This is a genomic window from Streptomyces sp. NPDC020422, assembly GCF_044386705.1.
Lineage (GTDB): Bacteria > Actinomycetota > Actinomycetes > Streptomycetales > Streptomycetaceae > Streptomyces.
This window is the reverse complement of the sequence record NZ_JBIRVJ010000008.1, coordinates 320,940-344,941: the sequence shown is the minus strand read 5'-3', so window position 1 is coordinate 344,941 and position 24,002 is coordinate 320,940. Positions and strand designations below refer to the sequence as shown.

The window sequence follows — 24,002 nt, the reverse complement described above, 5'->3', positions numbered from 1 at the left end:
GTCAGACGAGCACGCCCGCGAGGAGCGAGGCGGTCACCGCCGCCCCCTCCCTGGTCAGGACCGACTCCGGGTGGAACTGCACGCCGGCGAAACCGACCCCGCGCAGCGCGTGCACCTCGTCCGTCGCCGCGTCCCGGCTCACCTCGATCCGGTGCAGCGCCAGCTCCGTCGCCGTCCGCTCGTCGCACCGCGCCGTGAAGCTGTTGTAGAAGCCGACCGTGCGCTCCTGGCCGAACAGGTCGATCCGCACCTGCGCACCCTGGAACGGGACCCGCTTGCGCACGATCTCCAGGCCCAGCTCGGCCGCGATCAGCTCATGGCCCAGGCAGACCCCGAGCAGACCGTGCCGGTGGTCCCGCAGCAGCTCCGCGGTGAGCCCGCGCAGGAAGCGCATCTTCGGGTCGGCCGCGTCCTGCGGGTCGCCCGGCCCGGGGCCCAGGACCACCGGGCCCTCGTGGGCGAGCGCCAGCTCGCGCAGGCCCGGCTCGTCGTAGCGCAGCACCGACACCTCCAGGCCCGAGGAACGCAGCAGGTGCGCCAGCATCGCCGTGAAGGTGTCCTCGGCGTCGACGACCAGCGCGTGCCCCGACAGCTCCGCGGAACGGGCCTGCATCTTCAGCCAGAACGGCGCCAGATCCGCCCGGCGCGCGTCGAGCGCCGCCCGCACCCGCGGGTCGTCGGCGAGCCGCGGCGCCACCGCGCCCCCGCCGTCCGGCCGGCCCTCCCGCACGCCCAGGGCGGTCAGCACGCCCGCCGCCTTGGCGTGGGTCTCGGCGACCTCGCCCGCCGGGTCGGAGTGCCGGACCAGCGTGGCGCCGACCGGGACCCGCAGCCGGCCCTCGGGCGAGATGTCGGCGGTGCGGATCAGGATGGGGGAGTCGAGGGTCTGCGCCCCGTTCTCGTCGATGCCGAGCAGCGCCAGGGCTCCCGCGTAGTAGCCGCGGCCCCCGACCTCGTGCCGCTCGATCACCCGGCAGGCGTTCTGCACCGGGGAGCCGGTCACGGTCGCCGCGAACATCGTCTCGCGCAGCACCTCGCGCACGTCGAGCGAGGAACGGCCGCGCAGCTCGTACTCCGTGTGGGCCAGGTGCGCCATCTCCTTCAGGCGCGGGCCGATCACCACCCCGCCCCGGTCGCCGACGGTGCACATCATCTTCAGCTCCTCGTCGACCACCATCGAGAGCTCCTCGGTCTCCTTGCGGTCGGAGAGGAACGAAAGCAACTGCTCGGCGGTGGGCGCCGCACCCGCCGGGTAGCGGAAGGTGCCGCTGATCGGGTTCATCACGACCGTCCCCCCGGACATCCGCACGTGCACCTCGGGGCTCGCGCCGACCAGCGTCCGGTCCCCGGTGTGGACGACGTACGTCCAGTACGCGCCCCGCTCGCCCGCGAGCAGCCGCCGGAACAGGGCGAGCGCGTCGGCGCGCCCGAAGCCCGGGATCTCGCCGGTGTAGGTGCGCCGGATGACGAAGTTCGCGCCCTCGCCGCGGCCGATCTCCTCGTCGATCACCCGCCGCACGATCCGCCCGTACTCCTCGTCGCAGACGTCGAAGCCGCCGCCCTCGACGCGCACGTCGTGCGCCGGGAGGTGGTCGAGGACCTCGGTGAGCGGCAGCTCGTACGCCTCCTCGGCGACCAGGACGGAGAGCGGGGTGCCGTCGTCGCGGACGTCGAAGCCGCGCTCGCGGATCTGCCGGAAGGGCACCAGCGCCAGCGTCGGACGCGCGCCCACCGGCAGCTCGGCGAGGCGTCCGGCCTCGTGGACCGGGCCGATCAGCACCTCGACGGTGTCGTGGTCCCGGCCCGGGGTGCGCCGGCGCAGCAGGGCGAAGGGCGGGCAGGCGGGGTCGAGGAGACGGGCGAGGAGCGGGGAGGTGTCCATGGCGGGTGTCGTTCCTTCCGGTGGGGTTCGGAGAGGAACGGCCTCGCGGGTACGAGAAAGGCCGCCCCTCGGGCGGCCTTCGCGTGTGTCGGTGTACGCGCAGTCAGTGGGCCGCCGGATGAGCGGTCCACCACCAGTTCTGGGTCGAAAGCGCGAACATGGCGCCGATCGTAGCGCATGAGCCCGGTCACACCCGTCTCATCCATCGGTCATTGGCGTGGACGCGGCCCCCGGCACCGTACTGTGGTTGCGTGACCGTGAACGCTGAAACCCACGCCGTCGCCAAGGCGACCTGGCGAGACCTGCCCGCGGCGCAGCAGCCCGAGTACCCCGATGCCGAGGCTCTGCGCGACGTCGTCGCGGAGCTGAAGAGCTATCCCCCGCTCGTCTTCGCGGGCGAGTGCGACCAGCTGCGCGCCCGGATGGGAGCCGTCGCCCGTGGCGAGGCGTTCCTCCTCCAGGGCGGTGACTGCGCCGAGGCCTTCGACGCCGTGTCCGCCGACCACATCCGCGCCAAGCTGAAGACGCTGCTCCAGATGAGCGCCGTCCTGACCTACGCGGCCTCCGTGCCCGTGGTCAAGGTCGGCCGCATCGCCGGCCAGTACTCCAAGCCGCGCTCCAAGGGCACCGAGACCCGTGACGGGGTGACCCTGCCGACCTACCGCGGCGACTCCGTCAACGGCTTCGACTTCACCGAGGCCGCCCGTGTCCCGGACCCCGAGCGCCTGAAGCGGATGTACCACGCGTCCTCCTCGACGCTGAACCTCGTCCGCGCCTTCACCACCGGTGGCTACGCCGACCTGCGCCAGGTGCACGCCTGGAACCAGGACTTCGTGAAGTCGTCCCCGTCGGGTCAGCGCTACGAGGCGCTCGCCCGCGAGATCGACAACGCCCTGAACTTCATGAAGGCCTGTGGCACCGACCCGGCCGAGTTCAAGGCCGTGGAGTTCTACTCCTCGCACGAGGCGCTGCTGCTCGACTACGAGGGCGCGCTGACGCGTACGGACTCGCGGACCGGCAAGCTCTACGACACCTCCGGCCACATGGTCTGGATCGGCGAGCGCACCCGCCAGCTCGACCACGCGCACATCGAGTTCGCCTCGCAGATCGCGAACCCGATCGGCATCAAGCTGGGCCCGACGACCACCGCGGAGGAGGCGCTCACCTACATCGACCGCCTCGACCCCGACCGCGAGCCGGGCCGGCTGACCTTCATCGTCCGCATGGGCGCCGACAAGGTCCGCGACAAGCTCCCCGAGCTGGTCGAGAAGGTCACCGCCTCGGGCGCGACCGTGGCCTGGGTGACGGACCCGATGCACGGCAACACCTTCGAGGCGGCCTCGGGTCACAAGACCCGTCGCTTCGACGACGTGCTGGACGAGGTCAAGGGCTTCTTCGAGGTCCACAAGGAGCTGGGCACCCACCCCGGCGGCATCCACGTGGAGCTCACCGGCGACGACGTCACGGAGTGCGTGGGCGGCGGCGACGAGATCTTCGTCGACGACCTCCACCAGCGCTACGAGACGGCCTGCGACCCGCGGCTGAACCGCAGCCAGTCGCTCGACCTGGCCTTCCTGGTCGCGGAGATGTACCGCGATCAGTAAGGAGCTTCGTACGACGACGGGGCGCGGATCCATGTGATCCGCGCCCCATCGTCGTATCGAGGGCTTTTACGCCTCAGGGCCGCCGGGTAAGGTTAGGTTAGCCTTATCGATCTCGGCGGGAGGTGAACCGCGTGTACGTCTGCTCATGCTTCGGTGTCACGGAGAAGCAGGTCAAGGAGCACGCGGAGGCCGGCGCCTGCACGCCCCGCCAGATCGCCTCCGCCTGCAAGGCCGGCACCGACTGCGGTTCGTGCGTGAAGCGCATCCAGGCCCTCCTCGGGCGCGGCAACTGCCCTCGGCGCGAGCTCCTCGACCAGGGCGTGCCCGCCCTGACGGCGGAGCTCTCGGAAGCCGCTTAGGACGTCCGCGCTCAGCTCGGCTGCTCGATGAGCGTCGAGCAGTACAGCGCCTCGCCCAGCTGCTCGATCAGCTCCAGCTGGGTGTCCAGGTAGTCGATGTGGTGCTCCTCGTCGGCCAGGATCTCCTCGAAGAGGTTGGCCGAGGTGACGTCGCCCTTGGCCCGCATGACCTCGATCCCGCGCCGCAGCCGGTCGATCGCCTCGACCTCGACCTGGCGGTCCGCCTCGAACATCTCCTTGACGGTCTGACCCACCCGGACGTGGAAGAGGCGCTGGTAGTTGGGCAGGCCGTCCAGCATGAGGATGCGCTCGGTCAGCTTGTCCGCGTGCTTCATCTCGTCGATGGACTCTTCGCGGGTGTACTTGGCGAGCTTCGTCCAGCCCTTGTTGTCCTGGATGCGGTAGTGCAGCCAGTACTGGTTGATCGCGGTCAGCTCGCCGGTCAGCTGCTCGTTGAGGAACTCGAGGACCTCGGGGTCGCCCTGCATCGCTTCAGGATCCTTCCACGCATGTCGGTGCCGCCACTGGGCAGGATGGCCGCATCCTCGCACCCCTAATGGGTGGCGTCCAGTAAGTGCAGGCTTACTGTGAGTTGTCCCAATCGCCGCAACGCGCCCGGGATGTCGGGTGGTGACTGGTCATGACCACCCCTCGCCGTCTGTCACCATGGATGACATGGGTCAGCCGGAGGGCGGAGTACGCCGGGAAGCAGGAGCGTCGGATCTTCCGCCGGGGCAGCGCCTCCAGCGCGGCTGGCCGGTCACCCACTACGGCCCCGTGCCCCGCTTCAAGCCGGAGCGCTGGGAGTTCCGGGTGTTCGGGGCGACCGCCGACGGCGACAAGCACTGCTGGAACCACGAGGAGTTCTCGGCGCTGCCGTTCGCGACGGTCGTGTCCGATCTGCACTGCGTGACGAAGTTCAGCATGCTCGGGGCCGAATGGGGCGGGGTCTCGGCCCGTACGATCCTGGAACTCGCCCCTCCCGCGCCGGGCGTCACGCATGTGATGGTCTGGGCGGAGTACGGCTACAGCGCCAACATGCGGCTCTCGGACTTCGCCTCGGAGGGCTCGATCTTCGCCACCCACAAGGACGGCGAACTGCTCACCGCCGAGCACGGCTTCCCGCTGCGGCTGGTGGTGCCCCACCTGTACGCCTGGAAGGGTCCGAAGTGGGTGCGGGGCGTGGAGTACATGACCGCCGACCGGCGTGGCTTCTGGGAAGAGCGCGGCTACCACAACATCGGTGACCCGTGGACGGAGCAGCGCTACTCGTACCAGGAGGAGCCGGGCGACGGTCCCGAGCTCTAGGCGTACGAACCCCTAGTGGTACTGGTGGACGACGGCGTGGCCCTTGCCGCGGCCGATCATCCACTTGTTGACCGGGGTGGTCAGGACGAAGGCGATGGCCAGCGAGATCGCCAGGACGATCCAGAAGAGCACGTCGGACAGGTGCGCGTCCATGGCGCCCGGCCAGAGGGCGATGACCCCGTTGTCGATGATCTCCATGACCGCGATGGACAGGGTGTCGGCCGCGAGCGCGACCTTGAAGGCGGTCCTGAAGTCGACGCCGGCCTTGAGGATGCCCCGCAGGGTGAGGGTGTAGCCGAAGAAGAAGGCCAGGATGATCGCGAGGACCATCGTCGGCATGTTGCCCCAGCCGAGCGCGGTGCCGATGATCATGCCGAGCACCTCGCCGATGGCGCAGCCGGTGAGGCAGTGCAGGGTGGCCTGGGCGGCCATGGCCCAGGAGGCCTTGCCCGTGCCCGCGTGAGGGCCCGCGTGGGCGTCATGACCCTCGTGGCCCGCGTGACCTGCGTGGTGCTCGTGTCCCTGGTGGTGGGCGTGCTGCTCGTGATGGACGTGCGCTTCGTGCTCCATGGGTGCCCCCAGGTCGGGTAGCGGTTCCTGCCTACTGGGGAACCGTATACCCCCCTAGGGTATTCCTCAACGCGTTTCCATCCGCTTCATCCGCGCAGCTTCTTCAGCAGCTCCACGTCCGCCCGGTGCCCCTGGGGCCCGCCGGGCGTCTCGATGATCAACGGTACGCCGTCCGTGGCGGGGTGGCTCAGCAGACTGCGGAAGCCCTCCTGGCCGATGTGCCCCGCGCCGATGTTCGCGTGCCGGTCCTTGTGCGCGCCCACGACGTCCTTCGAGTCGTTGGCGTGGATCAGCTTCAGCCGGCCCTCGCCGACCACCGAGACCAGCTCGTCGAGGGTCCGGGTCGCCCCGTCCGGGCCGGTCAGGTCGTGTCCGGCGGCGAAGATGTGGCAGGTGTCCAGGCAGATCCCCAGCTTGGGGTGCCGGTCGAGCGCGTCGAAGTACGGACCGAAGTCCTCGGCCCGGGAGCAGAGCGAGAAGCCCTGCCCGGCCGTCGACTCCAGGAGCAGGAACGGGTCGTCCTCGTGCGTCAGCTCGTCGAGCAGCGGCAGCATCCGCTCCCGTACCTGCGCGAGCGCCACCGCGCGCGGCCGGCCGCCGGTCGCCGAGCCGGTGTGCACCACGACGCCCTTCGCGCCGATCTCCCGGCCGCGGCGCAGCGAGTGGCGCATCGACTCGACGGACTTCTCCACCGTGGCCTCGGTGTGCGAGCCGAAGTTGATCAGGTAGGGGGCGTGCACCCAGGCCGACAGGCCCTCGGCCTCGCAGCCGGCCCGGAACAGCTCGTCCTGGGCCGGGTTGCCGACGGGGGTGGCCCAGCCGCGCGGGTTGGCGACGAACACCTGCACCGTCTCGGCGCCGAGCTCGCGGGCGTAGCCGAGGCCGGTGGTGGCGAGGCCGCCGGCCACGGGGACATGTCCGCCGACGGGGTTGCGCATGAGTCTCTACAGTCCCTTGATCGTGATGGTGATGGTGGAGCCCTCGGCGGCGGTGGAGCCGCCCTCGACGGACTGGTCCGTGACCGTGTCGCCGAGGAACGGGAAGGTCTTCTCGACCTTGACCTCGAAGCCGGCCGACTCCAGCTCCTCGCGCGCCTCGTCGGTCTTCATGTCCACGACGTCCGGGACCTCGATCATCCGCGGGCCCTTGGAGACGGTGAGGGTGATCGCGTCGCCCTTGGCGGCCCGGCTGCCCTCGGCGAGGGACTGCGCGGCGACGGTGCCGGCCTCCTCGGGAGAGTCGATCCGCTCGCCGGCCACCGTCACCTTGAGGCCGGCCTCCTGGAGCGCGGCCGTGGCCTCGGCCACCGACTCGCCCCTGACGTCCGGGACGTCGACCGGCACGCCCTTGCTGACCACCAGGGCGACGGCCGAGTCGGGGCTCCGCTCGGTGCCGGGCTCCGGGTCCGAGCCGACGACGGCGCCCTGGGGGACCGCGTCGTCGAACTCGTAACTGATCACGCCCGGCGCCAGGCCCTCCTCGGTGAGCCGCCGCTTCGCCTCCGCGAGCGGAACGCCCTTCAGATTCGGGACCTTCACGATCTCGGGGCCGCGCGAGACGGTCAGCGTCACCGTGCCGTTGCCGCGGATGCGCTCGCCGGAGGCGGGGTCGGTGGCCATGACCGTGCCCCGCTCGTACACGTCGCTGTACGCGCGCCTGGTCGCGCCCACGTCGAGCCCGGCGTCCGCCAGGCGCTTGGCGGCCTGCGCCTCGGGCTGGCCGAGGACCGCGGGGACCCGGGTGAACTGGCCCGAGTTGATGTACCAGACGCCGGTCCCGATACCGAGGACCAGCAGGACGGCGGCGACGATCAGAAGCGGCCCGCGGGGCGCCCGGCGCCGGGCCGCGGACGGCGCCGTGGCGGAGGGCGGCGGGGTGGGCAGCACGCTGGTGTGCTCCACCGGCTGCGGCAGCAGCCGCGGGATCACGCTCGTGCGGTCCTCGGCGCCGGAGCGTTCCTGCGCGCGGGCCCCCGGCGGCACCGCGTCCAGCTGCTCGTCGCCGAGCACGGCGCGGGCCTCGCGGAGCAGCGCGAGCAGCGCGACCGCGTCGTGGGGCCGGAGCTCGGGGTTGCGCGCCGTGGCGCTCGCCACCAGGCCGTCCAGCTCGGGGGCGAGCCCCGGGAAGGCGGCCGAGGGAGCCGGCACGTCGGTGCTCAGGTGCTGGTAGAGGACCTGGGCGGGGGTGTCGCCGGAGTGCGGCTTGCCGCCCGTCAGCATCTCGTAGAGGACGACCCCGCACGCGTACACGTCGGCCCGGGTGTCGGCGGTGCCGTGCTCGATCTGCTCCGGGGCGAGGTACGACACGGTGCCGAGGACGGCCCCGGTGGTGTCGGTGGCCGAGCCCACGGCCCGTACGAGACCGAAGTCGGCGACCTTCACCCGGCCGTCGTCGCCTATCAGGACGTTCTCCGGCTTCATGTCCCGGTGCACGAACCCGGCCCGGTGCGCGGCGCCGAGCGCGGCGAGCACCGGCTCCAGGATGTCGAGCGCCGCCCGCGGCCCGAGCGCGCCGCGCTCCCGCAGCACGTCGCGCAGGGTGCACCCGGCGACGTACTCCATCGCCAGGTACACATAGGCGCCGTCCGCGCCCTGGTCGAAGACGCCGACGACGTTCGGGTGCGCGAGCCGCGCGACGGACTTGGCCTCGCGCATGAACCGCTCCACGAACGCGGCGTCCGTGGCGAGGTCCGGGTGCATCACCTTGAGCGCGAGCACCCGGTCGAGGCGGGTGTCGACGGCCCGGTAGACCGTGGCCATCCCGCCGACGGCGATGCGCGCGTCGACGCGGTAGCGGCCGTCGAGCAGCCGCCCGACGAGGGGGTCCTGAAGGGTCGTGTCCACGGCGTCGAGTCTACGAGCCGCTCAGGGGGCCGCCGCCCGTCCCGCCCGCACTGCAGCGCGGTTGTGACGCGACGGCGGCGGACTCACGCCCCGAACGCCGGCCGTTCCGGGTCCAGCCGGGCCCGGCCCTCGCGCGGGGAGGAGGCCTCGGCGAAGTGGCGGCGCGGGATGCGGCCCGCGCGGTGGGCGAGCCGGCCCGCCTCCACCGCGTGGCGCATGGCCTCCGCCATCAGGACGGGCTCCTGGGCCCGGGTCACCGCCGAGGCCAGCATCACCGCCGAGCAGCCGAGCTCCATCGCGAGCGCCGCGTCCGAGGCCGTCCCGGCACCGGCGTCCAGGATCACCGGCACCCCGGCCCGCTCCACGATCAGCTCGAAGTTGTGCGGGTTGCGGATGCCGAGCCCGGAGCCGATCGGCGAGCCCAGGGGCATGATCGCCGCGCAGCCCACGTCCTCCAGCTTCTGCGCGAGGACCGGGTCGTCATTGGTGTACGGCAGGACGACGAAGCCGTCGTCGACCAGGGTCTCGGCCGCGTCGAGCAGCTCCACCCCGTCCGGCAGCAGGGTCCGCTCGTCGGCGATCACCTCGACCTTGATCCAGTTCGTGCCGAGCGCCTCCCGGGCGAGCCGGGCGGTGAGGACGGCCTCGCCGGCGGTGAAGCAGCCCGCGGTGTTCGGCAGGACGCGGATGCCGAGCCTGTCCAGGACGGAGAGCACCGAGCCGCGCACGGTCGGGTCCAGTCGGCGCATGGCGACCGTGGTCAGCTCCGTACCGCTGGCGACGAGGGAGCGTTCGAGCACGTCGAGGCTGGGTGCCCCGCCGGTGCCCATGATCAGGCGGGAGGAGAACTCGGTGCCGCCGAGGGTGAAGACGTCGTCGGACATGGCTCAGCCTCCCTGGACCGCGGTGAGGACCTCGACCCGGTCGCCCTCGCCGAGCAGGGTCGCGGCCCACTGGCTGCGCGGGACGACCGTCTCGTTGACGGCGGCGGCCACCCCGGCGGGGGCTGCGGTGAGGGTGGCGACGAGGGCGTCGAGGAAGAGCGGGTCCGCGAGCTCGCGGGGCTCTCCGTTCACGGACACGTTCATGCGTGCTCCAGGTGTACGGGGGAGAAGCGGCGGGCGGTGAAGGGGCGGACCTCGGCGGGCAGCGCCCCGGTGGTCAGGGCCTCGGCCATGACGTCGCCGGTGACGGGGGTCAGCAGCACCCCGTTGCGGTAGTGGCCGGTCGCCAGGTGCAGTCCCGGCAGGGCGCTCGGGCCGAGCAGCGGCGCGTTGTCGGGGGAGCCGGGCCGCAGTCCGGCACGGGTCTCGGTGAGCGGCAGCTCGGTGATGCCGGGCACCAGCTCGTGCGCGTCGCGCAGCAGCTCGTAGACCCCGCCGGCGGTGACGGTGGTGTCCCAGCCGAGCTCCTCGCTGGTCGCGCCGACGACCAGCTCCCCGTTCTCGCGCGGCACCAGATAGACATGGCTGCCGCGCACGACGGCGCGGACCGTGCGGGAGAGGAACGGCGCGTACGCGGGCGGCACCCGCAGCCGCAGCACCTGGCCCTTCACGGGCCGCACCGGCGGCAGCACCTCCTCCGGTACGCCGGCGAGCCGGCCGCTCAGGCTGCCCGCCGCCAGCACCACCTGGTCCGCCGCGAGCTCGTCGCCGCCGGCCAGCACCGCCCCGCGGGCCCGGCCCCCGGCGACCGTGAGCCGCTCGGCGAGCGCCCGGTGGAAGACCACGCCGGCCCGTTCGCAGGCGAGGAGCAGCGCGTCGGCGAGGCGGCGGGGGTCGACCTGGTGGTCGCCGTCCACCCGCAGCCCGCCCCGGACGCCCGGGGCCAGCATGGGTTCCAGGCGGCGGCACTCGCGCCCGTTCAGCCACTCGGAGGCGAGCCCGCAGCGGGTCTGCAGGGCGTGCAGCTCGCGCAGATGGGCCCGGTCGTCGGCGTCGAGCGCGACGGCGAGGGTGCCGCAGGAGCGGTAGCCGACGTCGTGGCCGGTCGCCTCGGCGAGCTCGGCGACGAACGCGGGGTAGCGGCGCGCGGAGTCGAGGTTGAGCCCGAGCAGGGTCTCCTCGCCGAAGTGCAGTTCGGTGACGGCGGCGAGCATGCCCGCCGCCACCCGGGCGGCGCCACCGCCCGGTTCGGGGTCCGCCACGGCGGTGCGCAATCCCCGCTGCGCGGCCCGCCAGGCCGTGACCAGGCCGATGATCCCGCCTCCGATGACGAGCACATCGGACGTTGGTGTACGCGACATGGGCGTCCAGCCCCTCCCTTCGCCGGCATGACCCGGATCAGGTTCGTACGGTCGGAGGCCGGCCAGCCTCCCTCTCAGCCCGGTGCGTCCGGGCTCCCGCGAGTGCTTTACGCCCGCCAGACTAACGGCAGGGCGGGGGCCGTCACAGGGGCCTCCCTTCCTGACGCACCGTCAGATGCGTAAGGTGGTCGGGTGAGCGAGCAGAAGCAGACAACGTCACCGTCCGAGCGGCACGTCGTGATCGTCGGAGCCGGCATGGCGGGCGTCCAGACCGCCGTCGCCCTGCGCGAACAGGGCTTCACCGGCCCCGTGACCCTCATCGGCGCCGAACCCCACCAGCCCTACGACCGGCCCCCGCTCTCCAAGGCGGTCCTCCTCGGCAAGGCCGAGGACTCCGCCTTCGACATCGATTTCGAGACACTCCGGATCACCCTGCGCCTCGGCCTCGACGTGACCGGTCTGCGCCCCGCCGACCACGAGCTGGACACCGAGGCCGGCCCCGTGCCGTACGACACGCTGGTCGTCGCCACCGGCGCCCACCCGCTCACCCTGCCCGGCACCGAGGGCGTGCCCGGCGTCCATCTGCTGCGCACCCTCGACGACGCCGCCCGCCTCGGCACCGTCCTGCAGCGCCGCGACGACATCGTCGTCGTCGGCGCCGGCTGGATCGGCGCCGAGTTCGCCACCGCCGCCCGCGCGGCCGGCTGCGCCGTCACCGTCGTCGAGGCCGCCGACCGTCCGCTCGCCGGCGCCCTGCCCGCCGAGGTCACCGCGCCCATGAGCGCCTGGTACGCCGAGAGCGGCGCCGAGCTCCGCCTCAACGCGCGCGTGGCGGGCGTCGAGGAGGGCCGTGTGGTCCTCGCCGAGGGCGCGGCCCACTCCGGCGAGCGCGCCGAGCTGCCCGCCGGCGCCGTGGTCGTCGGGATCGGCGCCCGCCCCACCACCGACTGGCTCGCCGGCTCCGGGATCGCCCTCGACCCGAGCGGCGCCGTCACCGCCGACGCCCGCCTGCGCACCTCCCTGCCCGACGTGTACGCCGTCGGCGACTGCGCCTCCTTCCCCTCCGCCCGCTACGGCGAGCGGCTCCTCGTCCACCACTGGGACAACGCCCTCCAGGGCCCGCGCACCGTCGCCGCCGACATCCTCGCCGACAGCGCCGGGAGCGCCGGGAGCGCCGGGAGCGCCGTGGCCGCCGTGGCGGCCGTGGACCTCGACGAGACCGCCCCCTACGACCCGGTGCCCTACTTCTGGTCCGAGCAGTTCGGCCGCTTCGTCCAGTACGCGGGACACCACGGCGCCGCCGACACCCTGCTGTGGCGCGGCGACCCGGCCGACGCCTCCTGGACCGTCCTGTGGCTCCAGGACGACACGCCGGTGGCCCTGCTGGCCGTCAGCCGGCCGCGCGACCTCGCCCAGGGCCGCAGGCTCATCGAGCACCGGACGCCCGTCGACCCGGCGAAGGCCGCCGACCCCTCCGTACCCCTGAAGGCCGCAGTCCGGTAGGGCCCGACTACCGGCTGTCAGTCCGGGATGGCACGCTTGTCCCGTGACCGAGATTGACGCAAAGACCGATGCTCTCGTCCCCGCCTGGCTCTTCCTCCCCGACGTCGCCGAGATGCTCGACATCGAGGTGACGCGCGTGCGGCAGCTGATCAAGGAGGGTCAGCTCATCGCCGTCCGCAGGGAAGTGCGCCCCGGCGAGAGGATCCTCCAGGTGCCCGCCGCCTTCATCCAGGACGGCAAGGTCGTCAAGGGCCTCTCCGGGACCCTGACGCTCCTGCGGGACGACGGCTTCAGCGACGAAGAGATGCTGGAGTGGCTCTTCACTCCGGACCCGACCCTGCCCGGCACCCCCGCGCAGGCCCTCGGCGAGAATCGCGGCACGGAGGTGAAGCGCCGCGCCCAGGCGCTCGCCGTCTGACGCACCACCCGCACCACCGAAGACACGCCGCAGGTACGGGCCGGCCGCTCCAGGCCGGCCCGGCACCGGCACCACCCGACGGGGGGAACACCATGTCCACGCCTCGCGCGCAGCTCGCCGACGCCCGGCTCTACCTGTGCACCGACGCCCGGAAGCGCCAGGGCGACCTGCCGGCCTTCCTCGACGCCGTGCTCTCCTCCGGCGTGGACATCGTGCAGCTCCGCGACAAGGGCATGGAGGCCGGCGAGGAGCTGGAGCACCTGGCCGTGTTCGCCGAGGCCTGCCGCCGCCACGGCAAGCTGCTCGCGGTCAACGACCGGGCGGACGTCGCCCACGCCATCGGGTCCGACGTGCTCCACCTCGGCCAGGGCGACCTGCCCGTGCCGGCCGCCCGCGCCATCCTGGGCGACCGGGTGCTGATCGGCCGTTCCTGCCACGCCGAGTCCGAGGCGGCCGCGGCCGCCGTCGAGCCGGGCGTGGACTACTTCTGCACCGGCCCCTGCTGGCCCACCCCCACCAAGCCGGGGCGGTACGCCCCGGGGCTCGACCTGGTGCGCTACGCGGCGGCCCTGGAGCAGGACCGCCCCTGGTTCGCCATCGGCGGCATCGACGAGACCAACCTCGACGAGGTGCTCGACGCCGGGGCCCGCCGGATCGTCGTCGTCCGGGCGATCACCGAGGCCGACGACCCGGCCGCCGCCGCGGCCGCGCTCGCCAAGCGGGTCCGCGAGCGGTCGGCATAGCCGCGGGCCGGTCTCCGGCGCGGTCGGCGAGCCTGCTCCGAGGCGGCCATGACGTGGTTCCGACACCGCGGCCCAGAGGGCGGCCGACGTGATCCCGACGCGGTCCCGACGTCGTCCGGACGCGGTCCAAACGTCGCCATGACGCCGTCCCGACGTCGTTCTGACGTGCACCTGACGTGCACCTGACGTGCACCTGACGTGGTCCTGACCCTGGTGTGGCCTGAATAGTGTCCAGAACCTGTCCATAACGCGGACGCGCCTTCTTCCTCACCTGGACCCCGTCTAACCTGCCGGTATGGCCCTTGGTACCGCTTCCACCCGCCCCGACCGTGCCCGCACGGTGCGGGACATCCTCGCCGACGGTGGCACCTCGTACTCGTTCGAGTTCTTCGCGCCCCGGACCGAGAAGAGCGAGCAGAGCCTCTGGAACGCCATGCGGCGGATCGAGGCGGTCGCGCCCAGCTTCGTCTCGGTGACCTACGGCGCCGGAGGCTCCACGCGCGGCGGCACGGTCAAGGCCACCCAGAAGATCGCCTCCGACACCACCCTCACCCCGGTCGCCCACCTCACCGCCGTCGACCACTCGATCGCCGAACTCCGCAACATCCTCGGCCAGTACGCCGACGCCGGCATCAGGAACATGCTCGCCGTCCGCGGCGACCCGCCGGGCGACCCGCTCGGCGAGTGGGTCGCCCACCCGGAGGGCGTCCACTACGCCGCCGACCTCGTCCGGCTGATCAAGGAGTCGGGTGACTTCTGCGTCGGCGTCGCGGCCTTCCCCGAGATGCACCCGCGTTCCACCGACTGGGACACGGACATCAAGCACTTCGTGGACAAGTGCCGCGCCGGGGCGGACTACGCCATCACCCAGATGTTCTTCGACCCGGAGAACTACCTGCGGCTGCGCGACAGCGCCGAGAAGGCCGGCTGCGAGACCCCGATCATCCCCGAGGTCATGCCCGTGGTGAGCGTACGGAGCCTGGAGCGGCTGCCCCAGCTGAGCAACGCCACCTTCCCCGACGATGTGAAAGAGCGCATCCTCGCCGTCAAGGACGATCCGGCCGCTGTACGCTCCATTGGCATCGAGTTCGCGACGGAGTTCTGCGCGCGTCTGCTCTCCGAGGGTGTCCCCGGACTGCACTTCATCACGCTGAACAACTCCAAGGCGACGCTCGAGATCTACGAGAATCTCGGACTGCACCAGCAGTCGTGACCGGCCGTACCTGCCCCTACCCGCGGCGGTGGCCGTAGGAGAGGGGCGGGCATGGGGTGGACGGTCCTCTACATCGCGTTCGGTGTCGTGGCGCTGTGGCTGCTGGGTGAGGTGCTCCTGCAGTACAAGGCGCGCCTGCGCTGGCGGCTTCTCGCCTTCGGCGGCTTCCTCGGCGTCGTCCTCGGTGTGCTGCTGCCCTCCGTCGTGGTGATCATCGTGGGCGCCGTCGCGTTCGCCGTCGGCCAGACCTATGTGACCCTCTCCTTCCGGCGCGGCTTCTCCACCGGCTGGGCGCTGGGCGGCAGCCCGGGGGCGAGCCGCCGCCGCAGGTCCGGCACGCGGGCGGCCAAGGAGGGCCCGACCCTGGAGGTCAGCGACCTCTCCTACGAGCCGGCCGAGGCTTTCGACGAGGACCCCTCCCCGCAGCAGTCCTTCGCGCAGGACTCCAGCGGGCAGGACTCCTTCGCGCAGGACTCCTTCGGCCAGGGCTCCTTCGGGCCGGACTCCGAGGCCACGAACGTGTACGAGCCCCAGCCGATGCCCGAGGACACCGGCCAGTACGCGGTCTACGGCACCTCCTACGACCAGCAGCCCCCGTACGCCGACCCGTACGCGGCCGGGTACGAGCAGCAGCCCGCCTACGACTACGGCACGGGCGGGCAGCAGCAGTACGCGGCCTACTCCGACCCGTACATCGGCCAGCAGTCGTACACCGACGCCGGGCAGCAGTACGGCACCTACCAGCAGCCGTACGCCGACCCGTACGCGCCCTCGTACACCTACGACACCCCGCCCGGCGGGGTGTGGGTGCCGCAGCAGCGCGACACCGAGGAGCCCCCGCAGCAGCAGGGCCAGACCTACGGGTACGGCGAGGACCAGCAGTACCGCTACTGACGGCGCCGGGGCCGGGGCCTCACTGCGAGCCGCGGAAGTCCGCGCCCTCCACGATCAGACCGGCGACGAGGGCGCCGGACATCCCGGCGTGGGCGAGCCCGCCGCCGGGGTGGGACCAGCCACCGGCGAGAAGGAGACCGGGCAGCGGCGAGAGGTTGGCCGCGGGCAGCAGCGTGCCGCGGGCGCCCGCGAGGGCGGGACCGGGGACCTCGGCGACACCGGTCTCGCGCAGGGTGTCGTCCGGGGTGCGGACCTCCTGCCAGAGCAGCCGTTCGCCCAGCCCGGGGACGGCCCGCCCGGCCGCCCGCACCATCTCCTCGGCGTGCGCCCGCCAGTCGGTCGAGCCCCCCGTGCGCACGGTCGCGGTGACCGTGACCGCCTCATGGGACGCGTCAGGCCGCAGCGCCGGGTCGTCGGGCCGCAGCACGGTGACGCTGGAGTCGGCCGTGTGCACCACCGTGCGGTGCACGGCCTCCGCCTCCCGCGCCCCGCGCAGGGCCAGACAGACCGTCACCCGGCCGGTGGCGGGCGGCTGGTGGGCCGGGTCCGCCGCCTCGCCCCAGCTCACCAGCCGGTCCCGGCTCAGCACCGGCACCGGCGCCCCCGACACGACGTGGTCCGCCTCGACGAGCCCGCCGCCCGCGGTGCGGACGCCGGCCGCCCGCCCGTCCTTCTCCACGACGGCCTCGACACGCGCGCCGAACACGAACTCCACCCGCCGCTGCAGGCACCGCTCGTACACCGCGTCGGCCAGCGCCCGGATGCCACCGGCCACGTACCAGCTGCCGAAGGTCTGCTCCATGTACGGCAGCACGGCCGCCGAGGCGGGGGCGGTGGCCGGGTCGAAGCCGTAGCTCCAGGCGTAGGAGTCGAGGAGCGCGGCGAGCCGCGGGTCGCGCAGCTCGCGGGCGCCGACCCCGGCCAGCGTCGTCGTCGGGCGGCGCAGCAGACCCGCCTTGAGCGCCGGGTAGGGCTCGCGCCCCAGCACGGAGGCGTCGGCGGGCTGCGGCTCCTCCAGAAGGGGCCGCCGGGTGCGGTCCCAGGCCTCGCGCGCCCGCACCATGAACGCGCCCCAGCGCTCGCCGGCGCCGGCGCCGAGCGCCGCGTCCAGGGCGGCGACCGTGCCCGCCCGGGAGGCGTTCGGCAGGTCGACGCGGGTGCCGTCGGCGAAGACGTGACGGCTCGCCGGATCGACCTGCGTCAGCGTGACGCACTCCTCCAGCGGCTGCTTGCCGGTCTTGACGAACAGATCGCGGTAGACCGCCGGGAGGTGCAGCAGACCGGGGCCGGTGTCGAAGCCGAAGCCCTCCCGCTCGAAGCGGCGGACCCCGCCCCCGTGCGTCTCCCCGCTCTCGTACACCGTCACGCGATGCCCCGCGACGGCCAGCCGGGCGGCTGCCGCCATGGCGCCGAGTCCCGCGCCGATCACCACAATCCGTGCCATGGTGGCGACCCTATCCGGCCGCTCAGAAATGCTCCGAACCGTCCTGACGCACCCGGGGCCGCTCGCGGCCGGCCGCCAGCCGCCGCTCCTCGCGGCGCTGGGCCCGGCGGCGCCGGAAGCGGCGGATGCTGCGGGCCAGGAAGCCCAGTATCACCAGGCCGAGGACGAGCAGCACGGCCGCGATCACGGCCGCGGCGACCGGATGGAATATGGCGAAGGTGATGACCGCCGCCACCCCCAGGTCCTCCGCCGTGGACACGCCGATGTTGGAGAAGGGCTCCGGTGAGGTGTTGATCGCCATCCGGGTGCCGGCCTTGACGAAGTGGCTCATCAGGGCCGTCGTGCCGCCGACCGCGCCCGCCGCGAGCTCGGGCAGCGAACCGGACTGCCCGGCCAGCAGGGCGGCCACCACGGCCCCGCTGACCGGCCGGATCACCGTGTGGACGGAGTCCCAGACGGAGTCGACGTACGGGATCTTGTCCGCCACCGCCTCGCACAGGAACAGCACGCCCGCGGCGATCAGGACGTCGGGTCGTTGCAGCGCCTCGGGCACCTCGTCGGAGAGCCCGGTCGCGCCGAAGAGACCGAGCAGCAGGACCACCGCGTACGCGTTGATCCCGCTCGCCCAGCCGCTGGTGAAGACCAGGGGGAGTACGGACACGTCCGCGATCGTAGCCAGCTCTGAGTATCCGTACCTAGGGGGCGAGATGAGTAGGTGCGCGGATGGGCCGTGACCTGCGCGGAAGGGAGAGTGGAACGCACGGAAGGGGCGCGGCGCCGGCACCGCCGGCACGGGGCTGCGGAACGGGGCCGCGCACCTGCCGTACGGGGGAAACGGGGGAAACGGGGGGCGTACGGGGGACGTACGGGGGAGTACGGAGGAAGCGCCGGTCCGGCGTGGCTCGGGGGGATCGAGCCTCGCGGACCGGCGCTTCCTGCTTCCCGGCTCTCCTCCCCGGGCGCCCGGGGCTGGGTCAGCGGCCGCCCACGCGGCCGTGCAGCAGCCGCGAGAGCGCCGCGTGGACGTCGTCCAGGGAACGCTCGCTCTGGAAGGCCTGCCAGTCGAGCGCGGCCACCAGGACCATCCCGACCAGCGCCGCCGCCGTCAGCTGCACATCGATCTCGTCGCTCAGCTCACCGGCCTCGACGCCCTCGCGCAGCACGCCCTCGACCACCGCGACGGCCTCCTGACGGACCACCAGGAGGGTCGAGTTCCAGGCCCGGTTGGTGCGCCAGAGCTCGGCCACGTACAGCTGGGTGAAGGCCGGGTAGCGGTCGATGAAGACCAGGCCCGCCCGGATCATCGCGTCGAGCGCGTCGACCCGGCTGCCGCCCCGCTCGGCGGTCTCCTCGGCCGCCGCCTTCAGGGAGGCGGTCAGCAGGGAGACGCCGTGCCGCAGCAGCTCCTCGAAGAGCTCGGTCTTGCTCTTGAAGTTGTAGTAGACCGTGCCCTTGGCCACGCCCGCCCGCTCGGCGATCTCGTCGACCGTCGTCGCCGAGAAGCCCTGCTCGGCGATGAGCGTGACGGCCGCCTCGTAGAGCTTGGTGCGCGTGGCCTGGCGTCTGGTGCTGCTGCTGTCCATGGGCTCGATTCTCACAGGTTCAGAGCGACAGTTCGGGGTGGAGCCGGTCGAGCGTCCACACCTGCTTCTGACGGGCGGACAGGGCGGTCAGGGCGAGCGCGCCCACGGTGAAGGCGGTGAGGACCGCGACGGCCTGCCAGACCGGTCCGATGCCGCCGCCCGTGATGAGCCGGCGCAGCGCCTCGATCACGTACGTCATCGGCAGGTAGGGGTGGATGGCGTTGAAGAAGCCCGGGCTGGTCTGCACGGGGTACGTGCCGCCCGCCGAGGTCAGCTGGAGCATCAGCACCGCGAGCACCAGGATGCGTCCCGCCGCGCCGAACTTGGCGTTCAGCCACTGGATGATGGCGGCGAAGCAGCAGGTCACCAGGGCGAGGAAGGCGACGGTCCCGCCGGCCCGCGCCGGTTCGAGGCCCAGGCCCCAGGTGAGCACCGCCATCAGCGCGCCCACCTGGAGGACGCCGATCGCGGCGACCGGCAGCCAGCCCGCGAGGGCGATCCGCCAGGCGGAGGCGCCGGCGGCCAGGGCCCGCCGGTTGAGCGGCTGGATGATCATGTACGCGACCATCGCGCCGACCCAGAGGGAGAGCGGGATGAAGTAGGGCGCGAGACCGGTGCCGTAGTTGGGCGCCTTGTGCATCGACTGGGCGGCGAGCTTGACCGGGTCGGCCATGACCTCGGTGCGCTTGTCGCGGTCGGGCTTGTCGTAGTCGGGGATCTGCTTCACGCCGTCGTTGAGACCGGTGGCCAGCTCGCCCGAGCCGTCGGCCAGCTTGAACAGGCCGCCGTCGAGTTCGCCCGCACCCTTCTTGAGCTTGCCGACACCCGTGTCGAGGCTGTTGGAGCCGGTGCGCGCGCTGCTCAGGCCGGTGTGCAGCCGGTCCGCGCCGTCGGCGACCTTCTTGGCGCCCGCGTTCAGCTCGTTGATCTTCTTGATGGCGCCCTCGACGTCCTCGTCCAGGTGCGGGGCGCGCCGGGCCAGCTCGTCGGCGTCCTTCTTGAGCTTGGTCAGCCGGGTCTGCAGGGTCTTCAGGTCGCCCTTGCTGTCCTTGGTGAGCTCGTTCAGGTCGTCGGCGATGGTGGCGACGTCATGGGCGGTGACCGAGGCCTTCTTCAGGACCTCGCACTCCTTGGCGTCCGGCAGCAGACCGGTCTCGCAGCGCTTCTTGTAGAGCGCGGCCAACTCCTCGTCGGACACGTGGGCGGCGCTGCGGGCGGCCGGGGCGTGGCGCACCAGGGCGTCCAGGTTGTGCTGGACGGCGGTGGCGGAGTCCGAGACGAGGCGGGCGGTGTCGCGGATCGACTTGCCGTTGTTCGCCAGGTACGGGCGGACCTTGGCGGCCTCCCCGTTGACCTTGTCCGCGAGCGCCTGGGTGCCGTTGGCGACCTTCCGGGAGCCGTTCTCCAGGTCCTTGGCGCCCTTGTCGAGCTTCTTGATGCCCGTGGCCAGGTCGCCGCTGCCCTTCTTGGCGTCCTTCAGGCCGTCGGCGAGGCTCTTGGAGCCCGCCTTCGCCTTGTCGACGCCGTCCTTGAGGTCGCCGGCGCCCTTGGCGGCCTTGGCGGTCGCGTCGTGGATGTCGGAGAAGGAGATGAAGATCTTGTCCAGGAAGGTGCGCGAGGACTTGGTGGAGGCGGCGGTGCGCACCTCGGAGAAGACCGACCGGGAGATCTGGCCGACGATGTAGTTGTTGGCGTCGTTGGTGCGCACCTTCAGGGCACCGGTCTCGGGGGAGGCGCCGGAGCTGGAGGCGATCCGCTCGCTGAAGTCCGAGGGCATGGTCAGGGACAGGTAGTACGTCCCGTCCTCGACGCCCTCGCGGGCCTCGTCGTCGCTCACCTCGTGCCACTCGAAGACGGCGCTGTCGCGCAGGCTCTCGGTGATGTCGGCGCCCGCGGTGATCTTCTTGCCGCCCGCGGTGGCGCCGCGGTCCTCGTTGACGAGGGCGACGGGGATCTTGTCGAGCCTGCTGTACGGGTCCCAGAAGGACCACAGGTACAGCGCGCCGTAGAGCAGCGGCAGCAGCAGGATCGCGACGAGCGCGGCACGCGGCAGCTTCCCCCTGCCGAACCGCTTCAGCTCAAGCGCGGCCAGTCTCGGCGAACGCATCGGCCTCCCCCTTCTGGATGGTGTCTTCGGTGTCGTCGGCGCGGTCGGCGGCGGCCGGGGCGTCGGCCTGGCCGTCGGCCTGGGACCGGGTGCCGGCCTCGGCACCGGCCGCGACGGGCGCGGACTCCGCGGTCGCCCGCCCGGCCCCGGCGCCCTCGGAGTCCTCGGCGGCCTCGGAGCCCGCCGCGTCCTCGGCGTTCTTCTCCGCGCTCCCCGCGTTCTCGGCGCTCTCCGGGTTCTTCTCCGTCCTCGGGGGCGCCGTGGAGACGCGCAGGGCGTCCGCGGGGGCCTCGCTGCAGACGGCGAGCACGGTGGTGCCGGAGTCGGCTATGGACCGGAGCAGGGCCCAGGCCTCGGCGCGGTCGGTGTCCGACAGCTTCAGGTCGGCGTCGTCCAGCGCGATGAGGCGCGGCCGGCCGATGAGGGCGAGGGCGAGCGAGAGGCGCAGGGCCTCGAGCCGCTCCAGGTCCCGTACGGCGGTCCGCTCGCCCTTCGGCAGGGTCTCGAGGTCGAGACCGGCGGCCGCCAGGGCCTCGTCGATCCGCGCCCGGGTGGCCGCCGCGCGCTCGGCGGGCCGGCGGAGCAGCGCCCTGACCGAGCCGTCGAAACGGCGCTGGAGCAGGGCCCGCTCGCGCAGGTGCTCGGCGACGGTGAGGGCCGGCTCGAGGTCGCTGACGCCGGGCACCGGGCCGAGCGCGCTGATCCGCCGAACCGCGGCCATCTTGCGCGGCATCCGGAGCCCGGCGACCTCGGCGTGGCCCTCCTGGGCCTTCATGCGGCCGGTGAGGGCGAGCAGCAGACAGGTGCGGCCGGAGCCGGAAGGACCCTCGATCGCGACCAGCGATCCGGGTGCGGCCTCGAAGCCGACGCCGCGGAAGGCCCAGCCGCGCGGGCCCTTCAGGCCGTATCCGTCCGCGACGACGGCGGCGCCGTGCGGCTCGTCCGGGTGCGCGTCCACGATCCCCCCTAGGAACTCTTTTAAACTGACCGGTCAGTTCAAAAAGTTACCGCTCCGTCGCCCAACTGGCAAAAGCCCAGGTCAGCGGGATTGTCAGTGGGGGCGGGCACGATGAGCACATACGGCCACAGCGCCGTCACCCGACGACAGGAGGCTCGTCATGGCCGGCCACTCCGCCGCAGCCACACCCCCGCGCGGCACCTCCGCGCGCACCGCCCCCGCCCAGCTCGGACCCGCGTCCGACGTCCACCCGGTCCTGCGCCGCACCTCGGCCCCGCCCGCCGCCCTCGACCTGCTCGCCAAGGCCAGGTCCGGACTCGACGAGGCCGCCGCGCTCGACGTGCCCAACGAGCGGTACGCCACCGCCCATCTCGCCGCCCTGCGCACCGCCGCCGCCGTGCTCGCCGCCCGCGGCCGGCCCGAGCGCGACCCCCGCAGGCGGGCCCGGATCCGCAGCACCTGGGAGGTGCTCCCGGAGATAGCGCCCGAGCTCACCGAATGGAGCGCCCTGTTCGCCTCCGGCGCGGCCCGCCGGGCCAGGGCCGAGGCCGGGATCACCGGCGCCGCCAGCCGCCGGGACGCCGACGACCTCCTGAGGGACGCGGAGATGTTCCTCGGCCTCGTCGAGCGGCTCCTCGTGCTCCAGCCGGTGCTGCCCCGGCAGCCGGGCGCGGAGGAGACGGCCGGATGATCAGGAGTTCGGGCCCGAGGCCATAGGGTGGAGGCGTTCGTCCCCGTCACCGAGGAGTCAGCAACCGTGTCGGACCCTTCCCCTGTCTTCGGCCGAGAGGCGACCTCGCGCCCGTCGCGCGCCTCCCTGCGCACCGCCGTCGTCTGGGACGTCCTCAAAGACGCCCTCGACCGCCGGGTCAAGGCCACCGGGAAGGACAGCCTCGATGTCCTCGACACGGGCGGCGGCTCCGGGAACTTCGCGGTGCCCGCGGCCCGCCTCGGGCACCGCGTCACCGTCGTCGACCCCAGCCCCAACGCGCTCTTCGCCCTGGAGCGGCGAGCCGCCGAGGCCGATGTCGCCGACCGGGTGCGCGGGGTGCAGGGCGACATCCGCGGCCTCTTCGACGTGGTCGACCGCGAGGGCTTCGACGTCGTCCTGTGCCACGGCGTCCTGGAGTACGTGGACGACCCGGCCGAGGGCGTGCGCAACGCGGTGGCCGCGCTGCGGGCCGGCGGCAGCCTGAGCCTGCTCGCCGCAGGGCTCGGCGGCGCCGTGCTCGCCCGGGCCCTGGCCGGGCACTTCACCGAGGCCCGGCACGCGCTGGGCGACCCGGCCGGCCGCTGGGGCGAGGGCGACCCGGTGCCGCGGCGCTTCACCGCCGAGCAGCTCACCGAGCTCTCCGAGTCCGCCGGCCTCGAGGTCGGCGCCGTGCACGGCGTGCGGGTCTTCGCCGACCTGGTCCCCGGAGCCCTGGTCGACACCGAGCCCGGCGCCGCCGAGGCGCTGCTCAGGCTGGAGGCCGCGGCGGCGGAGCTGCCGTCCTTCCAGGCCATCGCCACCCAGCTGCACGTCCTGGGCGACAAGCGCGCCTGACACCCGGGCGGCCGCGCCCCGGGGCCCCACGCCCCGGTGGCGCCGTCGCACCTGCTGAGCAGCGACGCAACCGCAGATGGAGTAGGCCACAGCCCGCCCGTTCGGGGACTTGTCCCCGTATGATCGGGAGACACGATCCGGCATGACGGGCAGGGGGCTGGGGAATCAAGGCCTCAGCATCCGATCCGCATGGCGGCCCGGATTGGCGATTTGGCATTGAGGGCGGGTTTCACGGGGGCGATTCCCTGCCTATCCTGAAAGGGCCGCAAACCGGTCGCCCCCGCGACCGACGACTAGGAGGACTCCGTGCCGCTCTCGGAGCACGAGCAGCGAATGCTCGAGCAGATGGAGCGAGCGCTGTACGCCGAAGATCCCAAGTTCGCGACAGCGCTCGAGGGAAGCGGGCTGCGTACGTACACCCGGCGACGGGTCTACCAGGCAGTCGCCGGCTTCCTGGTGGGTATCGCGCTCCTCATGGCCGGAATGATCGCTCCGCAGATCTGGCCGCTCAGTGTGGTGGGCTTCCTCATCATGCTGGGCTGTGCGGTCCTGGCGGTCACCGGTTGGCGCAAGGCGCCCAAGCCGGGCGAGCAGGCTCGGTCGGTCGGGGGCGGGCGGCAGGCCCGTCAGCGACGCTCGATGATGAACCGGATCGAGGAGCGGTGGCAGCGCCGCCGCGACGAGCAGCAGGGCGGCGGCCACCACTGACCGACCCCCCTCCCCAACCCCTCTGAGCCCCGCGGCACCCCCGCGGGGCTCAGCCACATCCACCCCGATCCGTG

At 72.8% G+C, this 24,002-nt stretch carries 25 protein-coding genes and 1 riboswitch; of the genes, 11 read left to right on the top strand and 14 right to left on the bottom strand.

All coding sequences use genetic code 11. The features are described from left to right. Nucleotide 1: 1 nt before the first annotated feature. Both ACH414_RS23430 and ACH414_RS23425 read right to left on the bottom strand, forming a co-directional pair. The gene (locus tag ACH414_RS23430) at nt 2–1,882 is read right to left on the bottom strand and encodes an anthranilate synthase family protein (protein WP_398943201.1); all 1,881 of its coding nucleotides are present in this window, start codon (nt 1,880–1,882) and stop codon (nt 2–4) included. Between the two features lie 103 nt (nt 1,883–1,985). After that, complete coding sequence (locus tag ACH414_RS23425; protein ID WP_078912442.1) at nt 1,986–2,042, bottom strand: trp operon leader peptide; 57 nt, start codon at nt 2,040–2,042, stop codon at nt 1,986–1,988. A 91-nt stretch (nt 2,043–2,133) separates the two neighbouring features. On the opposite strand from ACH414_RS23425, the gene ACH414_RS23420 reads away from it, so the two are divergent. Beyond that, a complete protein-coding gene (locus ACH414_RS23420; RefSeq protein WP_382540465.1) occupies nt 2,134–3,486 on the top strand; it encodes a class II 3-deoxy-7-phosphoheptulonate synthase in 1,353 nt (450 codons plus the stop codon). Nucleotides 3,487–3,608: 122 nt separating this feature from the next. Next, nucleotides 3,609–3,845 (top strand): bacterioferritin-associated ferredoxin, encoded by a 237-nt coding sequence (locus ACH414_RS23415; RefSeq protein ID WP_382540461.1) that lies wholly within the window; start codon nt 3,609–3,611, stop codon nt 3,843–3,845. Nucleotides 3,846–3,856: 11 nt separating this feature from the next. Here the strand turns inward: ACH414_RS23415 and bfr are convergent, their stop codons facing one another. Continuing rightward, nucleotides 3,857–4,333, bottom strand: a complete 477-nt coding sequence (bfr, locus tag ACH414_RS23410; RefSeq protein WP_132915621.1) for a bacterioferritin — start codon at nt 4,331–4,333, stop codon at nt 3,857–3,859. Nucleotides 4,334–4,520: 187 nt separating this feature from the next. Here bfr and ACH414_RS23405 point away from each other — a divergent pair, with 187 nt between their 5' ends. Then, the gene (locus ACH414_RS23405; RefSeq protein ID WP_382540458.1) at nt 4,521–5,153 is read left to right on the top strand and encodes a sulfite oxidase-like oxidoreductase; all 633 of its coding nucleotides are present in this window, start codon (nt 4,521–4,523) and stop codon (nt 5,151–5,153) included. Between the two features lie 12 nt (nt 5,154–5,165). On the opposite strand, the gene ACH414_RS23400 is transcribed toward ACH414_RS23405, so the two are convergent. The 6 genes from ACH414_RS23400 to thiO form a co-directional block, all read right to left on the bottom strand. Next, nucleotides 5,166–5,723 carry a DUF4396 domain-containing protein gene (locus ACH414_RS23400; RefSeq protein ID WP_382540455.1) on the bottom strand — a complete coding sequence of 186 codons (558 nt, stop codon included), beginning with the start codon at nt 5,721–5,723 and terminating at the stop codon, nt 5,166–5,168. A gap of 86 nt (nt 5,724–5,809) precedes the next feature. Continuing rightward, nucleotides 5,810–6,661 carry a deoxyribonuclease IV gene (locus ACH414_RS23395; RefSeq protein ID WP_382540453.1) on the bottom strand — a complete coding sequence of 284 codons (852 nt, stop codon included), beginning with the start codon at nt 6,659–6,661 and terminating at the stop codon, nt 5,810–5,812. A 6-nt stretch (nt 6,662–6,667) separates the two neighbouring features. Then, a complete protein-coding gene (gene pknB / locus ACH414_RS23390) occupies nt 6,668–8,566 on the bottom strand; it encodes a Stk1 family PASTA domain-containing Ser/Thr kinase (protein WP_386565115.1) in 1,899 nt (632 codons plus the stop codon). A gap of 83 nt (nt 8,567–8,649) precedes the next feature. Then, nucleotides 8,650–9,450 (bottom strand): thiazole synthase, encoded by an 801-nt coding sequence (locus tag ACH414_RS23385; protein WP_398943196.1) that lies wholly within the window; start codon nt 9,448–9,450, stop codon nt 8,650–8,652. 3 nt (nt 9,451–9,453) lie between these two features. After that, complete coding sequence (gene thiS / locus ACH414_RS23380; protein ID WP_382540445.1) at nt 9,454–9,654, bottom strand: sulfur carrier protein ThiS; 201 nt, start codon at nt 9,652–9,654, stop codon at nt 9,454–9,456. Continuing rightward, nucleotides 9,651–10,811, bottom strand: a complete 1,161-nt coding sequence (gene thiO / locus ACH414_RS23375; RefSeq protein WP_382540442.1) for a glycine oxidase ThiO — start codon at nt 10,809–10,811, stop codon at nt 9,651–9,653. The genes thiS and thiO overlap by 4 nt, the downstream gene beginning before the upstream one ends. Continuing rightward, nucleotides 10,809–10,921: riboswitch (TPP riboswitch) on the bottom strand. It overlaps the preceding gene by 3 nt. Nucleotides 10,922–11,003: 82 nt before the next feature. Here thiO and ACH414_RS23370 point away from each other — a divergent pair. The 5 genes from ACH414_RS23370 (at nt 11,004) to ACH414_RS23350 (ending at nt 15,582) form a co-directional block, all read left to right on the top strand. Next, nucleotides 11,004–12,314: an NAD(P)/FAD-dependent oxidoreductase gene (locus tag ACH414_RS23370; RefSeq protein WP_382540439.1), complete on the top strand. Its 1,311-nt coding sequence runs from the start codon at nt 11,004–11,006 to the stop codon at nt 12,312–12,314. A 43-nt stretch (nt 12,315–12,357) separates the two neighbouring features. After that, nucleotides 12,358–12,732 (top strand): Rv2175c family DNA-binding protein, encoded by a 375-nt coding sequence (locus ACH414_RS23365; RefSeq protein WP_382540436.1) that lies wholly within the window; start codon nt 12,358–12,360, stop codon nt 12,730–12,732. A gap of 92 nt (nt 12,733–12,824) precedes the next feature. Further along, complete coding sequence (thiE, locus tag ACH414_RS23360) at nt 12,825–13,475, top strand: thiamine phosphate synthase (RefSeq protein ID WP_382540433.1); 651 nt, start codon at nt 12,825–12,827, stop codon at nt 13,473–13,475. Between the two features lie 295 nt (nt 13,476–13,770). Next, a complete protein-coding gene (gene metF / locus ACH414_RS23355; RefSeq protein ID WP_382540430.1) occupies nt 13,771–14,688 on the top strand; it encodes a methylenetetrahydrofolate reductase [NAD(P)H] in 918 nt (305 codons plus the stop codon). Between the two features lie 51 nt (nt 14,689–14,739). Next, nucleotides 14,740–15,582, top strand: a complete 843-nt coding sequence (locus tag ACH414_RS23350; protein ID WP_391769644.1) for a hypothetical protein — start codon at nt 14,740–14,742, stop codon at nt 15,580–15,582. Nucleotides 15,583–15,601: 19 nt separating this feature from the next. Here the strand turns inward: ACH414_RS23350 and ACH414_RS23345 are convergent, their stop codons facing one another. The 5 genes from ACH414_RS23345 to ACH414_RS23325 form a co-directional block, all read right to left on the bottom strand. Next, a complete protein-coding gene (locus tag ACH414_RS23345) occupies nt 15,602–17,026 on the bottom strand; it encodes a phytoene desaturase family protein (protein ID WP_386565105.1) in 1,425 nt (474 codons plus the stop codon). Nucleotides 17,027–17,048: 22 nt separating this feature from the next. Further along, complete coding sequence (locus tag ACH414_RS23340) at nt 17,049–17,687, bottom strand: DUF4126 domain-containing protein (RefSeq protein WP_382540418.1); 639 nt, start codon at nt 17,685–17,687, stop codon at nt 17,049–17,051. Nucleotides 17,688–18,000: 313 nt separating this feature from the next. Beyond that, nucleotides 18,001–18,609, bottom strand: a complete 609-nt coding sequence (locus ACH414_RS23335) for a TetR/AcrR family transcriptional regulator (RefSeq protein WP_382540415.1) — start codon at nt 18,607–18,609, stop codon at nt 18,001–18,003. Between the two features lie 19 nt (nt 18,610–18,628). Then, nucleotides 18,629–20,716 carry a YhgE/Pip family protein gene (locus tag ACH414_RS23330; RefSeq protein WP_382540412.1) on the bottom strand — a complete coding sequence of 696 codons (2,088 nt, stop codon included), beginning with the start codon at nt 20,714–20,716 and terminating at the stop codon, nt 18,629–18,631. Beyond that, on the bottom strand, nt 20,688–21,674 hold the full coding sequence (locus ACH414_RS23325) for an ATP-binding cassette domain-containing protein (RefSeq protein ID WP_398943190.1): 987 nt from the start codon (nt 21,672–21,674) through the stop codon (nt 20,688–20,690). Before ACH414_RS23325 ends, ACH414_RS23330 begins: the two co-directional genes overlap by 29 nt. A gap of 160 nt (nt 21,675–21,834) precedes the next feature. On the opposite strand from ACH414_RS23325, the gene ACH414_RS23320 reads away from it, so the two are divergent. The 3 genes from ACH414_RS23320 (at nt 21,835) to ACH414_RS23310 (ending at nt 23,928) form a co-directional block, all read left to right on the top strand. Beyond that, complete coding sequence (locus ACH414_RS23320; protein WP_382540406.1) at nt 21,835–22,365, top strand: SAV_6107 family HEPN domain-containing protein; 531 nt, start codon at nt 21,835–21,837, stop codon at nt 22,363–22,365. Nucleotides 22,366–22,431: 66 nt separating this feature from the next. Beyond that, a complete protein-coding gene (locus ACH414_RS23315) occupies nt 22,432–23,220 on the top strand; it encodes a class I SAM-dependent methyltransferase (RefSeq protein ID WP_382540403.1) in 789 nt (262 codons plus the stop codon). Nucleotides 23,221–23,526: 306 nt separating this feature from the next. Further along, on the top strand, nt 23,527–23,928 hold the full coding sequence (locus ACH414_RS23310) for a DUF3040 domain-containing protein (protein WP_382540401.1): 402 nt from the start codon (nt 23,527–23,529) through the stop codon (nt 23,926–23,928). Nucleotides 23,929–24,002 lie beyond the last annotated feature (74 nt).